Source organism: Heliobacterium chlorum (assembly GCF_014502795.1).
GTDB classification, from domain to species: domain Bacteria; phylum Bacillota; class Desulfitobacteriia; order Heliobacteriales; family Heliobacteriaceae; genus Heliobacterium; species Heliobacterium chlorum.
In genome coordinates this window covers 51,019-66,863 of sequence record NZ_JACVHF010000015.1, presented here as the reverse complement: position 1 = coordinate 66,863, position 15,845 = coordinate 51,019, and the positions used below count along the sequence as shown (strand labels likewise).

13 protein-coding genes, 9 tRNA genes and 1 pseudogene are annotated in these 15,845 nt (G+C 46.3%); 7 read left to right on the top strand and 16 right to left on the bottom strand.

The annotated features are described in order from the left end of the window. Window positions 1-92 precede the first annotated feature (92 nt). From H1S01_RS13755 to H1S01_RS13735, 5 genes and pseudogenes are all read left to right on the top strand, one after another. A pseudogene (locus H1S01_RS13755) lies at window positions 93-437 on the top strand (cell wall hydrolase); the annotation flags it as partial. 54 nt (window positions 438-491) lie between these two features. After that, entirely contained in the window at window positions 492-2,003 is a 1,512-nt protein-coding gene (ypeB, locus tag H1S01_RS13750) for a germination protein YpeB (protein ID WP_188041009.1), read from the top strand. Window positions 2,004-2,136: 133 nt separating this feature from the next. Next, window positions 2,137-2,856 carry a phosphate propanoyltransferase gene (locus H1S01_RS13745; RefSeq protein ID WP_188041008.1) on the top strand — a complete coding sequence of 240 codons (720 nt, stop codon included), beginning with the start codon at window positions 2,137-2,139 and terminating at the stop codon, window positions 2,854-2,856. Between the two features lie 310 nt (window positions 2,857-3,166). Then, window positions 3,167-4,126 carry an NGG1p interacting factor NIF3 gene (locus tag H1S01_RS13740; RefSeq protein ID WP_188041007.1) on the top strand — a complete coding sequence of 320 codons (960 nt, stop codon included), beginning with the start codon at window positions 3,167-3,169 and terminating at the stop codon, window positions 4,124-4,126. 213 nt (window positions 4,127-4,339) lie between these two features. Then, on the top strand, window positions 4,340-4,918 hold the full coding sequence (locus tag H1S01_RS13735; protein ID WP_188041006.1) for an ANTAR domain-containing response regulator: 579 nt from the start codon (window positions 4,340-4,342) through the stop codon (window positions 4,916-4,918). A 60-nt stretch (window positions 4,919-4,978) separates the two neighbouring features. Here the strand turns inward: H1S01_RS13735 and H1S01_RS13730 are convergent, their stop codons facing one another. From H1S01_RS13730 to H1S01_RS13720, 3 genes are all read right to left on the bottom strand, one after another. After that, window positions 4,979-7,186 (bottom strand): transglycosylase domain-containing protein, encoded by a 2,208-nt coding sequence (locus tag H1S01_RS13730; protein ID WP_188041005.1) that lies wholly within the window; start codon window positions 7,184-7,186, stop codon window positions 4,979-4,981. A gap of 552 nt (window positions 7,187-7,738) precedes the next feature. Beyond that, window positions 7,739-7,815 (bottom strand) — tRNA-Val (locus tag H1S01_RS13725). Window position 7,816: 1 nt separating this feature from the next. After that, window positions 7,817-7,894: transfer RNA gene (locus H1S01_RS13720), tRNA-Met, on the bottom strand. Between the two features lie 175 nt (window positions 7,895-8,069). Between H1S01_RS13720 and H1S01_RS13715 the strand changes: the two genes are divergently transcribed. Further along, the gene (locus H1S01_RS13715) at window positions 8,070-8,405 is read left to right on the top strand and encodes a hypothetical protein (protein ID WP_188041004.1); all 336 of its coding nucleotides are present in this window, start codon (window positions 8,070-8,072) and stop codon (window positions 8,403-8,405) included. A 114-nt stretch (window positions 8,406-8,519) separates the two neighbouring features. On the opposite strand, the gene H1S01_RS13710 is transcribed toward H1S01_RS13715, so the two are convergent. The 13 genes from H1S01_RS13710 to H1S01_RS13650 form a co-directional block, all read right to left on the bottom strand. Next, a tRNA-Leu gene (locus tag H1S01_RS13710) sits at window positions 8,520-8,602 on the bottom strand. Between the two features lie 11 nt (window positions 8,603-8,613). Next, window positions 8,614-8,689: transfer RNA gene (locus H1S01_RS13705), tRNA-Thr, on the bottom strand. Window positions 8,690-8,697: 8 nt separating this feature from the next. Next, window positions 8,698-8,773 (bottom strand) — tRNA-Trp (locus H1S01_RS13700). 10 nt (window positions 8,774-8,783) lie between these two features. Then, a tRNA-Gly gene (locus tag H1S01_RS13695) sits at window positions 8,784-8,857 on the bottom strand. 12 nt (window positions 8,858-8,869) lie between these two features. Further along, window positions 8,870-8,944, bottom strand: a tRNA-Gly gene (locus H1S01_RS13690). Between the two features lie 5 nt (window positions 8,945-8,949). Beyond that, window positions 8,950-9,037, bottom strand: a tRNA-Leu gene (locus H1S01_RS13685). A gap of 4 nt (window positions 9,038-9,041) precedes the next feature. Continuing rightward, a tRNA-Val gene (locus tag H1S01_RS13680) sits at window positions 9,042-9,118 on the bottom strand. Window positions 9,119-9,263: 145 nt separating this feature from the next. Continuing rightward, window positions 9,264-10,229 carry a site-specific integrase gene (locus H1S01_RS13675; RefSeq protein ID WP_188041003.1) on the bottom strand — a complete coding sequence of 322 codons (966 nt, stop codon included), beginning with the start codon at window positions 10,227-10,229 and terminating at the stop codon, window positions 9,264-9,266. Continuing rightward, the gene (locus tag H1S01_RS13670; RefSeq protein ID WP_188041002.1) at window positions 10,226-11,233 is read right to left on the bottom strand and encodes a coiled-coil domain-containing protein; all 1,008 of its coding nucleotides are present in this window, start codon (window positions 11,231-11,233) and stop codon (window positions 10,226-10,228) included. The genes H1S01_RS13675 and H1S01_RS13670 overlap by 4 nt, the downstream gene beginning before the upstream one ends. A 461-nt stretch (window positions 11,234-11,694) precedes the next feature. After that, a complete protein-coding gene (locus H1S01_RS21565; RefSeq protein ID WP_243237330.1) occupies window positions 11,695-11,988 on the bottom strand; it encodes a hypothetical protein in 294 nt (97 codons plus the stop codon). 185 nt (window positions 11,989-12,173) lie between these two features. Next, window positions 12,174-12,704, bottom strand: coding sequence for a signal peptidase I (lepB, locus tag H1S01_RS13660; RefSeq protein ID WP_188041001.1), 531 nt, complete (start codon window positions 12,702-12,704; stop codon window positions 12,174-12,176). Between the two features lie 185 nt (window positions 12,705-12,889). Then, window positions 12,890-13,645: an NlpC/P60 family protein gene (locus H1S01_RS13655; protein WP_188041000.1), complete on the bottom strand. Its 756-nt coding sequence runs from the start codon at window positions 13,643-13,645 to the stop codon at window positions 12,890-12,892. A gap of 566 nt (window positions 13,646-14,211) precedes the next feature. Beyond that, on the bottom strand, window positions 14,212-14,724 hold the full coding sequence (locus tag H1S01_RS13650; RefSeq protein WP_188040999.1) for a GNAT family N-acetyltransferase: 513 nt from the start codon (window positions 14,722-14,724) through the stop codon (window positions 14,212-14,214). A gap of 287 nt (window positions 14,725-15,011) precedes the next feature. Here H1S01_RS13650 and H1S01_RS13645 point away from each other — a divergent pair, with 287 nt between their 5' ends. Next, window positions 15,012-15,158 carry a hypothetical protein gene (locus H1S01_RS13645; protein WP_188040998.1) on the top strand — a complete coding sequence of 49 codons (147 nt, stop codon included), beginning with the start codon at window positions 15,012-15,014 and terminating at the stop codon, window positions 15,156-15,158. Window positions 15,159-15,845 lie beyond the last annotated feature (687 nt).

The following is a 15,845-nucleotide window of genomic DNA, read 5'->3' as shown; positions in this document are numbered from 1 at the left end:
ATCATGATTGGACAGAGAGCGAGAAGACGGTCCTTCCCCCGGCTGTCGCTGAAGCGCAAGGAGGGGACGGTCATCCAAGACAGGGAGAGGTGCAGATGCTCGCCCGAGCCATTCACGGAGAAGCTCGGGGAGAGCCTTATGAAGGCCAAGTGGCTGTCGGTGCTGTCATCCTTAACCGTTCTAAGCATCCATCGTTTCCCAATTCCGTAAACGGCGTTATTTTTCAACCCGGTGCTTTTACGGCTGTCGATGACGGACAGATATGGACACCAATGCCAGAAGACGCCTCGGCTGTCAAGGCTGCCCGCGATGCTCTCGCCGGGTGGGATCCAACGGGCGGTTGCATCTATTATTGGAATCCCGCGACTGCAACCAGTCAATGGATCTGGAGCCGTCCTGTCGTGAAAACCATTGGAAAACACTATTTTGCAAAGTAAAACTCAACACTCATTACGATTGGGCTACTCGTTTTGGGAAGGGAAGTGTAGAATTTGACCCACGAATTCAAAGAACCTCATGAGACGATCGAAAGACAACGGGATCAAGTGGCCGATCTGCGCAAATCGAGAAACGGCTTGGGTTTCTTAGCTGGAGTGCTCGGTGTGACCACGGCACTTTTTGGATATCTGGGATATAACCAGTACGTACAAAACCAAGCGTTTCGGATGGCCACAGAGAACCATTACCAGCGATCCTTTAATGAATTATCGACGAATGTAAACAATATGGAACTTGAGATGTCCCGTCTCATGGCCTCGAACTCAACGAACCAAGCGGTGACCGGTCTTACCGAAGTCTCTCGTCAAGCTACGCAGGCATCGGCCAATATGGGGCAACTCCCTCTAGCGACCCTGCTGTTATCGCGGACAAATCAGTTTGTGAATACAGTGGGAGACTTTTCGCAAAATCTAGCGGAGCGTAAGGTGGACGCCAATACTTCTCTGACGACAGAGGAACAAAGCAAGATTCGCGACCTCCATAAGCAGACGGCTTTTCTCCGGGATGAACTGAATAAAATGGGTGAACAGTTAACCACGCGCAAACTTACCTGGGTCGACCTGCAACGACAAGCTCGCATGCAGGAACAAAAAGGATCTAAGCAGCAAACCGCATGGTATGATCGCCTTTGGAATAAGGTCTTATTCACTGTCGCTGGTCAAGAAACGGAAACACAAGCCCCTCCCGTTTTGGCCAATTTTCAATTCGTCGAGACGGAACTGCAAAAGTACTCTCCGGTAGAGTATGACGGGAGATATTCAGAGCAGATTAAAATCACACCCCGCGGCCTCGGGAGTGGACAGATCACCCAAGAACAAGCCGTGCAAATCGCCCAATCCTGGATCGGTCAACCATACTTACAAGGCCATCAAATCAACGTGACCGGTGAAGGAAAAGCAGCGATCCCCTCTTACGGCATTTCTGTAGTGGCCAAGGACAATCCCAACCAAAATAAAATCAACATGGACATTTCCAAGACCGGTGGTCACGTCATCTATATGCTGAAAGACAGACCGGTTGGAACGCCAACGATCACCCGCGATGATGCAGCCGCTGTAGCTAGAGACTATCTAGCTCGCCGTGGATTTAACAACTTTGAAGTGACCACCGTTGAAGAATACCAAAATATTGCTGTTGTCACTGTCGTTCCGAAAGAAGGAAATGTCAGTCTTTATCCGGATAAGGTAAAAGTGCGAGTCGCCATGGACGATAAAGAAGTCATCGGCTATGACGGCACAGCCTATTTGACTTTCCATCATAACCGCAACCTTTCTCAACCGACCATCAGCCGTGACGATGCTCGCAAACGAGTTTCTTCGCAAGTGGCTGTAACCGGAGATAAACTAGTCTTGCTGGCTAAAGACAACTATCAAGAGATTCTCTGCTGGGAATTCAATGCCACCCGGGAAAATATGAATTACCTCGTCTATATTAATGCTCAGAACGGCCGGGAAGAAAAAATCTTACGTGTCGAAACGACAAACGCTGGTAAATTTATTTTCTAGGGAGTTTTAATAACTGCAGGGCTGAAGCAGCGCTTCCCCTGCAGTTTTTTCAAAAATCCGTCCGGTTAGTTAACCTCCCATCAGCCTTATGATAAAATGAGAAATAGTGGGGCTGAATGGGAGAGTGATACTGTTGCTCATATCCATAGGAGTATCTGCCAGACATGTTCATTTGACAGACGAACATGTGGCTGCTTTATTTGGAGAGGGATACACCCTTACGCCGAAGCGCCAATTATCCATACCTACTCAGTATGTCTGTGAAGAACGGGTTCAACTGTGCGGGCCAAAAGGAGTATTGGATAAGGTAGCCATCATCGGTCCGACTCGTCCGCAAAGTCAAGTAGAAGTCACTGCGACCGATAGTGTCAAACTAGGCTTACAACCGCCCATACGTCTGTCGGGGGATCTTGAAGGTAGCGAGGCCATTCGGATTATCGGCCCTAAAGGGGAAGTTCATCTTCAAGAGGGCTTAATCATCGCCATGCGCCACATCCACATGACCGTGGATGACGCCGAAGAGTTGGGGTTTTCCCATAAGGATTATGCCATTGTCGTCGTTCCCGGCCCCAGAAGCCTTGTCTTTGACCATGTTGTCGTCCGAGTTTCTTCCGAAAATACTCACACGGAACTGCACATCGATACAGACGAAGCCAACACATCTGCATTAAAGTCAGGCGACTCGGTCAATATTCTACGAATCAACGATAAGAAAATACGTCTTGAGCGGTTGATTGCTATGTTTGATGAGCGGCAGTTGCGAATGATTGAAAGTTGTGTGGCTCATATCGTGGAAGAGGAGCGGCGTAAAGTATCGGAAATGGAAAATATGCTAGCCTTGTTACGAGGTTAAAGGCAAAAGGGATATACAGAATTGATAAAAAGAATACACAAAATTAACAAACCCCCTGAAAATCGGAAGGGTTTTCTATGTCTCTCGCGAATAGAATGATAGAGGGAAGACATTTACCTACCAATTTTCCAGGGGGGTGTCCGACATGGAATGGTGCTCTTACTGTGGTGCCGATGTGGCTCAGTACGGTAACTGCTGCAATTGCGGCAGCGAAATCCCTGAACCTGGACATCATTGCGAAGACGCGCAATAATGCGGTGACCGGTCGGCATCGACCGGTCTTTTTATTTGGGAAAGGAACGATGGATATATGCAACTGGGAGCACTTTTTGACTGGCTAATTGAGAAAGGCATCGAGGCGGATCCACGTTCCCGGGAAGAGTTAAAAGCCCTCGCAGAAGAACGAAAGAAAGCGATCACTGTAAGCAAGAACAAAGCAGTCAAACTCGCTGATGATGGTCAATGGTCTAATCCATACGGAGACAGTCAGCTTCTCTATGGAAAAAGAATCCAGGAAATCCGTCGAGCCCTCGTTGGCATCGATATCGACGGTGCTGAATTGCTTCTCGCTGATCGATGGCGGCAACAGGGACAATCGATAGATTTGGTTATCGCTCATCACCCGGAAGGAAGAGGCTTGATTCAACTTTATCAAGTGATGAAAGTGCAGGAGGATCTCTTGGCGGCAGCCGGCGTGCCGGTGAATGTAGCCGAATCGCTGCTGAACGAACGAATGAATGAGGTTCGCCGTTCCGTCTTACCGGGCAACCATCAAAAGAATGTAGACTTAGCGCGCTTATTAGGCATACCATTTCTTTGTGTGCATTCTCCGGCAGACAACCAGGTTCAGAAGTATCTTACAGAGTTTCTTTCTGAGGACCGTCTCGGTGTGAATAGTCAAGTTCAAGACGTTATAGACGCTCTTCTCGATTTGCCCGAGTTCCATATGGCGGCTACTTACGGGATGGTCCCCCAAGTGATCTCTGGAAAAAATAGGGATAAATCGGGGAGAATCTACGTAAAAATGAATGGAGGAACTTCAGGACCTGAACAGTCTATTGAAGCTCTCGTCAAAGCTGGTGTCGGTACTATGGTCTGTATGCATCTTCCAGAGGCTCAGCGAAAAAAAGCGTTAGAGTTCCATCTCAGAGTGGTCATCGCCGGACATATGGCCTGTGATTCCTTGGGGCTTAATTTACTGATGGATGGTCTGGAAGCCCAGGGTGTCGAGATTATTTCCTGCGGAGGATTCCTGCGTTATCATCGCTAACGTTTCCATCGGTGTACGATAGATGTAGCAATAAACATCGTAAGAAATATCGAATTTCAGTAGGAAAAATAACATCTTGCTGAAAAAGGTTTAACAAGGTATACTTCAACTTGTGGGACAATGACGTCCTGATGAGACGAAGGCGTTTCTTTTCGTGTGCCGTTGGTACTCGTAGGGAAATGCTTTTTTATTTAGCCGGGGAGGGAAGCGCATTTGAACGGTTTACGCATCTTTCTTGCAACTCCGGCCGGGCCACTTAGAGATAAAATGAAGGAAACCCTCAACCGGCACGGTGCTTTAGTCGTTGGTGAAGCTTCAGATGGGATGGCTGCTCTTCGCGCCCTTCACTCCTTATTGCCTGACGTAGTGATCATTGAACTCCAGTTGCCCGGCTTGGACGGCTTGGAACTGGCTAAACTGTGTCAAGAAGAAAAATTGGGGGCTGCTGTTTTGCTCACCCCATATACCCAGTTAGGACATGTTCAAAAAACGTTGGAAACGTGGCTCTTTGAGCCTTTGATTCGGCCTGTTCGTGAAGAAGCTCTTTTGGCTTCGGTGATTACAGCCCATACCCACTATATCCGAGAAGCTCGCTTAGCACGAGAGGTAGTCGAACTTAAAGAAGCCTTAGAAAAACGGAAGATCGTCAACCAGGCCAAACGAAAGCTGATTGAAAAGCTGCGAATCAACGAGGAGGAAGCACACCGGATTTTACAACGATATGCCATGAACCATCGCATTTCAACGAAAGAAGCTGCGTTACGAATCTTAAAGGGATACGATGCGTCGTAAAGTTTTTTTAATAATTCGCCCGGACCTTTTCTCAAACGAGAAAGATCCGGGCTTTTTGTTTCATTCTCTTTTTTCTGGCGGGGAAAGCGGTGTGAGAGGGGTTTGCCTTTCCAGTGGTGATAGGGCGTCTGGTTTTGTGGGCATCTTTTCCGCGGGCGGGGAAGGAATTGCATTCGTGCTTCCCGATGGCTCCGTGTTTCCTGGCTGAGTTTCCGCTTGAGGCGGAGATGGAGCTGATTCCTGAGTTTGAGAGTTCGTAGAAGGAGGGCTCGAGGATTCTTCAGCCTCTGATTTTCCTGCTGATGGGGCCGGGACCGGTGCAGAATCTGTAGTAAAGAGTTCCGACGGCCGTACTTCCATCTCGGCTAAGGCACCTTCCATGAATAGGTGGAACATACGAGCGGGATAGGAGCCCCCATAGACTCGGTTTAGATAATGTCGGCGATCGGTCTTGTCGTACCCCATCCAGACGGCTGTCACCAATTCCGGTGTGTAACCGACAAACCAAGCGTCCCGGTTTCCTTTTACGCCCTCAAATATGGGTAACGGTGGAAGCTCAGACGTTCCTGTTTTTCCGGCTACGGGACGGCTTAGGCGAGCCTCTCGACCAGTACCGTAACGCACTACATCCTGCAACATCGATGTCATCTGTTTGGCCGTCGCCATTTGAAAAAGAGATGTCTTTTTGGGCGCTTTGGCCATCGGGCGATCCAAAGGTCCGTAGACTTGTATAATGGTTCGGGTCTCTACGGCTGTCCCTCCGTTGGCCAACGCGGCATAGCCACGAGCCATATCCAAGGGTGACACACCTTTATCGAGCCCGCCCAGTGCGAGGGACAAGTTCGCGTCTTTTTCGCTGATGGGCATCCCCATTATGCGCAGTGTGTCGAAGGCAGAACGAACTCCGATACGATCCAGCAGCCAAACGGCGGGTATGTTGATCGATTGAGCCACCGCTTGGCGCATCGTTACTTGCCCTCGAAAGACACCATCATAGTTATTCGGACGGTATCCCTGAAAATCGATTTGTTCATCGGGAAGCATCGCATTGGGGGACCAGCCTTGTTCTAGAGCTGGAGCATATACGGCCAACGGTTTTATGGCTGACCCGGGAGAGCGTTGCATCATGGTGGCCCGGTTAAAGCCTCGACGCTCCTCGTACGTCCTTCCGCCGACTAAAGCCTTGACATACCCTGTCATTGGATCGACAGCAGCCAGTGCACCTTCCACAAGCCGATCGTCTACGCTTTGTGGAAACAAGTTTGGATCGGTAAAGGCGTCTTCAGCAAGCTTTTGTACTCTTCGATCGAGAGTGGTATATATACGAAGACCGCCGCCGAACAATTGGTCCTCTGAGATCCCGTGAATTCGGGTAGCTTCCCGCAGCACTTCATCGATAAAAAAGGGGTAGGGGTAATGAATATCTTTTTCCGGAGGATTAGGGTTTAATCGGATAGGCTCTTTACGGGCTCGTTCCGCTTGTTCTGTTGTTATAAAACCGTAAGTAGCCATTTGAGAAATAACTGTATTTCTCCGTTCTTCGGCCGCATCCAGGGAAGCGGTCGGGGAAAAGGCAGAAGGATTTTTCGGTATACCCGCCAACAGGGCGCATTCAGCTACAGTCAGGTCGTTGACAGACTTGCCAAAATAGGTGCGTGCGGCCGCTTCAACACCATAAGCCCCTTCCCCGAAATAAATTCGGTTTAAGTATAACTCCAGCACTCGGTCCTTCCCGATTTGCCGCTCCAGGTGATAGGCGAGATGAATCTCCTTTAACTTACGATTTAGCGTTTTCTCCGGGCCGAGATAGACGTTTTTAATCAACTGTTGAGTGATCGTCGAGGCGCCTTCCTGAATCGAACCGGCATCGTAGTTGCTTTTCAATGCCCTCATGATCCCTCGAACATCAAAACCGGGATGATCATAAAATCGGACATCTTCCGCAGCTAAAACAGCTGTTTGCAGTTTTTTGGAGATTTTGCTTAAAGGTAGTGGTATCCGGTGTTGGGGCCCGTGAAGTTCGCAGATCAACTGTCCGTTCATATCATAGACAAAGGATGTCGTCGGCGAGGCAAAATCATCAACATTGAACTGGGGAACATCAGTGATGAACCAGTATGTAGTGTATCCGGCGGCGGCAACCAAGCCGAGGAAAATCGAAAGAAAAATGAGTCCGATGGCGAAAAACAACTGTCTCCACCAGGGACGTTTGAGGGAAGAGGCTGTAGTAGTTTGAGTTGAGTCGGCAGACTTCTCTGGGACGGGCATGAAAATACCATCCTCCTTGGATAGTCAGATAGGGCTGAATCATTTAATTCTTATGTCGTGGGTATAATATATCATCTCGAAAGCCAAAAACCCACCCTGGATGAACGCCAATGACTGCCAAAAAAGACAAGATAAACAGTTTTATGATAGTCAGATGAGAGCCCCAAGCAACAAGAAAAAACCGGAGAGTAACAATTCTCCGGTTTTTTCGTACTATTTTTCAGTTAGAATTCATTCGATGTCATGTCACTAATTTAAGGCTAGGATCAGTGAATAGTGGCGCTAATAAGCAAAGGCTGAACCGGGAGATACGGGTCGTCTCTTGCGAAACAATCTTCCTTTCTTCACTCGGTTGGAAGCCAAAAGAAAAACCGTGAAATACCCTTTAAACTTCTTTTTCATCATACACACCCCTTAATTTCAAAATAGACTCAGAAATGGAAGTATCATTAAACGATAATGAACGCTTTTTTCTGGTGAGAATCTTTCTGGATATAAAAAAAGCTTTGAACCAAGTAGGCTCAAAACTCTTTCTCACTAATTATATGAAGGTGGTGGGCGATAACGGAATCGAACCGCTGACCTCTTGCATGTCAAGCAAGCGCTCTAACCATCTGAGCTAATCGCCCATGGTAGCGGTGGTAGGATTTGAACCTACGACACTACGGGTATGAACCGTATGCTCTAGACCAACTGAGCTACACCGCCATGACGACAAGGATTAGTATAAGTTATCTTAGGGAGGTCGTCAATAACGTAAACGAGGTTTTTTAAGGGAAAGGTCGAATGGCTTAGCTTTTCAACGGCAAAGTAACGGGAACAGGGGAGGATTATAGAGAATCGCGTCGAAAAAAGGATTGATACTGATAGGGAGGATAAGCCTATGGAAGAATGGGCCTTGCAGGCTGGGGAAAAGCCTTACCGCATATTGACTGCCGTTAATGAAGGTTCCCCGGAGAACTTAAAAGGGATGCATTTCTATTCAAAAGTAAAAGAGAACGGCTTAATCGATTGTTTGTTGATATTCGATTATGGTGAGCGCAAGGCCGTTCGGCAAGCGAGAGATTTTCCCCCGGATCAATTTGAGCATTTCTTGCAGGGCGTAGAGAGCCGGTGCCCGTTGCCTACCCAAATCATTGACGGTGAAGTGGAAGAAGAACGGGCTGTGAGTATGTGGGAGTCTTTTATCGGTGTTCGCGCTGATATCGCAGCAAGCTAAATGTAAAGCTGAAAGCTAAGTGTAAAGCAACAAGCTGAGTGTAAAATTGAAATGAAAAAACTCGAATGAAGAAACAGAAAACCCAGGCTTAAGCCTGGGTTTTTAATTTCAATTTGGTGCGAGAGGGGGGACTCGAACCCCCACGGTTGCCCACACGCCCCTCAAACGTGCGCGTCTGCCAGTTCCGCCACTCTCGCATCGTAAAATATGGAGCCACTGACCGGGATTGAACCGGTGACCTTATCCTTACCAAGGATACGCTCTACCGACTGAGCTACAGCGGCAAATTCAATGGCAGGGGAGACAGGACTTGAACCCGCAGCCTACGGTTTTGGAGACCGCCGCTCTACCGATTGAGCTACTCCCCTAGAAATCATATGGAGCGGGTGATGGGAATCGAACCCACGTATTCAGCTTGGGAAGCTGATGTTCTACCATTGAACTACACCCGCATGTGGTTTAAATGGAGCGGAAGACGAGATTCGAACTCGCGACCCTCGCCTTGGCAAGGCGATGCTCTACCGCTGAGCTACTTCCGCATAAATGGTGCCGAAGGCCGGGGTCGAACCGGCACGAGGGGTGACCTCACTGGTTTTTGAGACCAGCGCGTCTGCCAATTCCGCCACTTCGGCAATCTGGTGGACGATGACGGGATCGAACCGCCGACCTCATGCATGTGAGGCATGCGCTCTAACCAGCTGAGCTAATCGTCCGTCATCGGGCATTGCGCCGGTGACGAGATATAATTTATCAAATCTCAATACTAAAGTCAACATGATTTTAGTTTTTTTGATTAAGAAAATGCGGAATGATCGGAACTTTTTGGTTGATTCCAAGGTTTCAATCCCTATTCACCGACTATAATCCGATACCTTTAGCAGCATTCTGCCGGAAGAGTGAACCCTCCCGGATGTAATGGCGAACCATTTTGACAGAACGATGCCCCGTTTGGTTCATAATCAAGCGTTCTTCCACACCAGCAGACGCGGCTGCTGTCGCCAGACCGGCCCTAAGAGAGTGTCCGGAAAATTGGCTGACTTCCAAGCCAACTTGTTGAGCATATCGTTTCACGATTAGCGCTACGGAAGCATCGCTTAAACGGGTTTGACGAAGCGTATCGTGACGTGTTACGGGACGAAATAGGGGGCCCTCGTTGATACCTGCACGTTCCATCCATTGTCGAACGGCTCGGACTGGACAAGTGTTTTCGTGGTCCCCGTTGGGAATCCCTTTGATGAATCCCCCTCCCAAGGGATCGGTTTTTGAGCGCCGCAGGTTCACGCGGATTCCTTCAGCTACAAACTGTAAATCCGCCACATTAAGTTGAACTAACTCAGAACGGCGAAATGCGCCGGCAAACCCGAGCAATAACAGGGCTCGATCCCGGTGACCTTGCAGGGTTAGGGGAATGTGGCCCATCATTTCTCTTAAGTGAGTGACGGTAATGGGCGATTTGCCTCGTTGAGCCGAGCCGTGAAGCCGAGCGATCCCCTGAAGGGCCGTTCGAACGATTAAGGAATGGGTGGGAGAGTCCTTGCCTTCGATTTCGTGGGCTTTGCTTATAGCAGATAGACGGCGGGAGATGGTGGAGTATTTATAGCCATTTTGAGCCATAGCGACCAAATAGGCTTCCACCGTCTCCGACGAAGCTGGCAAAGCACATTGAGATGATTGGCGGCACCACGTGGAAAAATGGCGCCAGTCAGCTTGATAGGATTTAATCGTTTGTTGCGAACGAGCGGCTTGGCGTACTCTTTGAATTTCCTCTGGCAAAGAGTTTGGAAGGGCAATCGGGCCTTTAGAAGAACGAGAGGGAAGGCTCAACCTTTCTCACTCCTTGCTGTTGCAGAAGCTTGCGCCACCGCCAAATCACCCCGCAACCGAGCATTTTCTTCTCTTAAAGCAGCGATCGTTTCCTGGAGACGATAATGTGTCTGCCGTTCTTCCTCCCGTGTTTCCAGAACAGCCTTCTCTTTTTCCAAAGACCATTGCTGGGCCAATCGCTGCTCTAACGTTGATAAGGCAGTTTGATGCTCTTCTTTTAGGGAACAAATCTTGTTTTCGGCTAGATTTAACTTTTTTTGCGTCTGATCTGCCTCAAGAGTTTTTTTGCGGTTTTTCTTTTCTATTGTATCGAGAGTCTCTTTGAGCTTGTCCACTTCACTCGCGAGGGTTTTTCGATTTTCCAGTTCTCTTCTTGTTTCCTCCAGTGCTGCTTCCGTCATCGACAATAGCTTGTTGGTTTGTGCGGCATTAGCTCGAGACTCGCTCAACTGCCGCATCCAGAGTTCTTGTTGTTCTTTAAATTCCTCCCGAGCTTTGTGCAGATGTTCTTCCAGCTCAAGGGCCTGCTTTTGCGCTTTGGCAGCAATTTCTTCTGCTGCCTCTACAGTCACCTTAGCCTTTTGTTTCACTTCGGCAATTTCTTTTTCAGCTTTCCGCTGCACATCGAGCAATTCCGCTTTTACTGAATCCAATTCAGAACGGGCATTCAGGGCTTGTAATTCAGACGCTTCGATATGTGATCGGGCGGAACCGAGCAAATGGGCCATGATTTGGCCGATACGATTCAAATGGTGTTCCACTTCAGCAATAGCGCTTTTTTGCGATTCCGTAAAAGTGGCTTTCGATAGTTGTTCTGTATGTAAAGACAAAAGATAGCCGATAAACTCATCGACCGATTTTCCAGATTGTCGAATTTCGTCTTGTAACTGCTTTTTAGTGATCCCCCGGATGCCTAGGGTGTAGCGGTCTATTTTGGAATCACTGTCATCTATCTGTTCCCTTGTGGCGCCATTCTCGCAGGTAAGCACTTGTTCATCGCTCATATTTCAAATCTCCTCTATCGAATCTGGACAAGCCTCACTCCTATCATACCAAAAGAAACCATTCATCACAATCACATCATATTTGACTTATCACAACAATTCACAACGTTATGATTTGTTGTGATAAACGTTATGTTGTCGTGATTTCACGACTAGGTAAAAACTTGAGAGTTTTCAACTTATGATACCGTTTCATTATCGTAAGTTGAAAATCCGGTCAAACTGATCGGGGCGAAGGTCCATAATCCATAAAAAACCGACCATACTAGTCGTGGGAGGTGATTACATTGACCGAAACGAATAAAAGTGTGAACAAACAGGAGATACCCAATCCCGAAGCGACGATGGTCAACCGGACAGAAGGTGCCCAACTCCCGAATCCGAATGAACAAGGGAACCAACAATAAGCAATCGAAAGACCTGCCAGCTTACAGCTACGGCAGGTCTTTGATGTTGGATCCTTACTCTGTCATAAACTCGACAGTACCGCCGGCCTGACGGATAGAGTCTAAGACACTGGAAACGGTCGAATTACCACCTAAAATCGGTATTCTTACGACCAGACAAATGCCGCTCGGCGAACTCACCTCGATTAGATTCAATAAGTTTATGACTGCACCAGCGGGAATAAAAATTCGTACCAGCGTTCCGGGGAGTTGTGGACAAGCTTGTGCGGGCTGAGCCGAAGTAGTGGGATTGGAGTAAGCGACCGATTGACAATGATGATGCTGATGATGTCTGTGCCGTCTTGACATTTTAATACCCTCCTCGAAATCCTTTTAATTCCATTGATGTTGTATTTTATGGAATCGGGGAGTTGATCGTTACTACCGGAGGTAATAAGGTGATAGTTAAACTGCTGAAATAAGACAAAAGCGTGGCCTCGTCGGCCACGCTACACAGGATAAATTTGTCCTTAAAAACTCATTCCTATTGAAGCTTATCTATGACCAAGTAGCCCCATTTCATTGAATGGATAGTACCGAGCCACAGCTTTCCCGATCACAGTTTCTTGGGGTACGACCCCCCAGTAACGGCTGTCGTAGCTGTTATTTCGATTATCACCCAGAACAAAAAGGCTGTTTTCAGGTACCGTAAAAGGTTTAAAATCTTGAAGCATTTTTACCTTCACATAGGGTTCGTCTAAAACTTCGTTATTGATATAGAGTTTTCCATTATGGATTTCAACCGTATCACCGGGTAATCCTATAACCCTCTTAATCAGGTTTTCGTCCTTAGCCAATTGAGGGGGGGCTTTAAAAACAATGATGTCTCCCCGCTCAAAACCAACAATTTTTTCGGTCACCTTTTCCACGATTAAATGATCATTGACATTTAGCGTGGGTACCATCGATTCCGAGGGGATCCAGTAGGCTTCCGCAATATAAGTTCGGATAAACAGGGATAAAATAAGCGCGAACATAACCGGGCCTACATACTCAACGATTATCTTTTTGATTTTAGTCTGCATGTATAATCTCCTCGCATAAATAAGCTATACTCTAGATAAATTCGAAACGAATCATGCAAAACCTTCCGAGAAGATATCCCCTTAATCCCATAATGAGGAACTGAACTTAAAAAGCAATCCAAAAGGTCCAGGAAAACGATCCTGGACCTTTACTTTTATTATAAGGGACATGCTCCACTTAGGTTTTACAAAAGTACTCTACGGGCACAAATAAAAGTTTTCAAATAATATTTATCATTTATATCGCTTATAATAACTCCTTTGTCAGAGGTAGAGCAGTGTATAAACTTGCCATCTCCTAAATAAACACCGACATGGCCAATTCTTTCTAATCCTTTTTTATTTTGAGTATCACTGTTCCAGAAAAAAACTAAATCTCCTTCCCGCATCTGACTCTTGTCAACATTTTGTCCTTGGCTGGCCTGTTGGGAAGCAACACGATTGAGTTTAATGTGATTTACCCCGTACACATATTGTGTAAAACTGGAACAGTCAAAGGCGGAAGGATTCATAGACTGAGCTCCATACTTATAGGGTTTGCCAAGCAGTTTTTTTCCTGTGGAAATTATAGCCTGAGCAATCTTCTGCTTTGAGTCCTTGTTCGAACTTTGTTCTGCATTTACTGATTGTTTAACCATTTGAAAAGAGATTAAAGGGGTAGCGTTTTGCCGGCTCTCTGTGTTGGGCATGTCCCGAACGGAAAGATTTAGAACTTGACCAACTTTTATAGAGTTTGGATTAACGATTTGTGGGTTCAGTTCGATTAGTTTATTCATGGTTACGCCAGCGTGCTGAGATATAGCCCATAAGGTATCGCCGGTTTTTACGGTATATGTGACAGTATTACTCGCTGAGGCTTGAACTGGTACGGAGATCAACCCAAGCGTTAATACAATGGGACCAATAAAATCTAAAATCGATTTATATTTTAGTTTATCCACGAGTGAATCCCCTTTGTTGTCATATCGTGTCTTAATTTCTAGACTCTCTAGTGCAATCTTCGACGTAAAATTAGCAATTCCTGCCTCGTGTTACTAAAATGCTCCATTTTAACACTAGTCATTAAAGCTTATTGCTGTTACCAAGCTTATATCTATGACCCCAAAGGTCTTACACGCATTCGAAGGTTGTACTAATCAAAGAAAATGAAATTGATATTTTGGGCACTGGCGGATGACACCTCGTAGAGTATTGGTAGTAAGAATTAAACTGTTAACTGACTAACGAAATTTGGCAGTTTTGCGTAGAGTAATTAGGAATCCACTCAGAAGGGAGGAAGAGCAAATGGCTCGTCAAGTCGTTAGAATTACTCTCAACGAAGGGGATACTGCGGTCATTCGCGTACGCTGCCGTCGTCGCCGCCGCAACGGAGGTTAAATCTCAATAATGTCGTGATTGCCGGAGGCAATACCTCCGGCAATCCTAATTGAATACTTAAAATCACCGAAGCATCTAAGTTATAGAGACTTCTGACTTCGTACGGCAAAAAACAAAAATCTCATCAATACTAAAGATTCTCTACATTCCGTATGTTATCCCAACCGTAAATAGCGAAGCTTAGCCCATCGAAAAACCTGTTCTCTACAAAGATACCCATTAATTTTTTATAAAAATGTCTGTAGGGATTATCGGCTAAAACCCATACTGATGCGGATGTATAACCGGATTTGGCCATTTTATTGAAGGCCGCCTGCATAAGTTGTTTGCCGATACATTTTCCTTGATAATTTTCAAGAACATAGATCGCATAAATCTCGCCCGAAAATCTAGTCATGCCAAATCTCTCAGGCCCACCCAAAATGAAGCCTAAAACATCCTCTCGAGCGTTTTCGTAAACGAACAAAAAGGTATTTTCTTTCGGATTGGCGAGAAAATCGATCACGAATTTTTCCCGTTCGCTATATGACAATTTATCAAGGGTTTCGTCGGGTATGATCCCTCGATAGGTTGTTCGCCAAGTATCAACAGTGATTCGGGCTATAACTGAGGCATCGGCCATATTTCCTTCGCGGACAAACATTATAATCCCCCCAATTAGTACCAGTAATATCAAGATATCATACGCAATCAGTTAATCACATAACCTTTTGTGACATTTGACAAGACGAGGTATCTTGTGACTAGGCCGAATGTAAGTTATGAAAGATATGTAAATATATTTTCGTGAGTAATATCATTTATGAAAAACGGCGATGGTCCAGGACAATCATCCTGAACCATCGCCGTTTTCAAGTGTTTACAAATCTGATTGGCAGACCGAACTATCCTTTTAAAACCGTCGACGATAAGGATAAAAGGGTGGGTAATATGGAAATGGGCGATAATAAGGTGGATAAAAGAAGAAAGGTGGATAAACCGGATAAGGAAGTTGAAAGAACGGCGGGTAATAAGGAAATATGGGCTGTCTTTCTGCAGAAAAATGATATAAATGTTCGCTCTCATGTTCAGACATAGAATTCCCTCCCATGTAGGGTCGATGCAATATATGCAGCGACCAAAACTTCTTTCAAGAAAGGTTAACAGGACGAATCGGACCTTACCTGTTTAATATTAATTGACTTTTAAAAGGCACAGTCGGAAATTACCACTAAATTAGAAGGGAAGGACGTAAACGTAAAGGTGGGGAATACAAAACCTCGAGTTACCTGAGGAGTGGATTCAGTGATATACATCAAGAATACTGCTCCATAAATAGTAACGATTATAGTCCACTGGTTTATACAACCTGGGCTAAAATATACATAACCTTGTCCGCCCACGCTTTGTCTTTGTCGAATTAACTCCTGAACTCTTTGCGGGTTTTGTTGTAGTTCATAAAATCTTAAAATGACTTGTTGAGACGGTTGTGGAACTTGTGGTTGTCGAGGAAATGGGGGTGCAGGATATCCTGGTCGTGGATAACCGGACTGAGGATAGCCAGGAGGTTGAGGATACCTTTGTTGCGGGTATCCCGGTAGGGGATACTGAGGCAAAGGGATATTCGGGGGAAATGGGGTAACAGGTGGTTGATATGGTTGAAATGGTTGAGGAAAAGGTGGTACCTGTTTGTGATAATAATGCACTCCGATCTTCCTTTCTTTTATTCTAGCACTGCAATATATTCATTAACTGGTATAGTGTGACATTCGAAAATTGAACCTG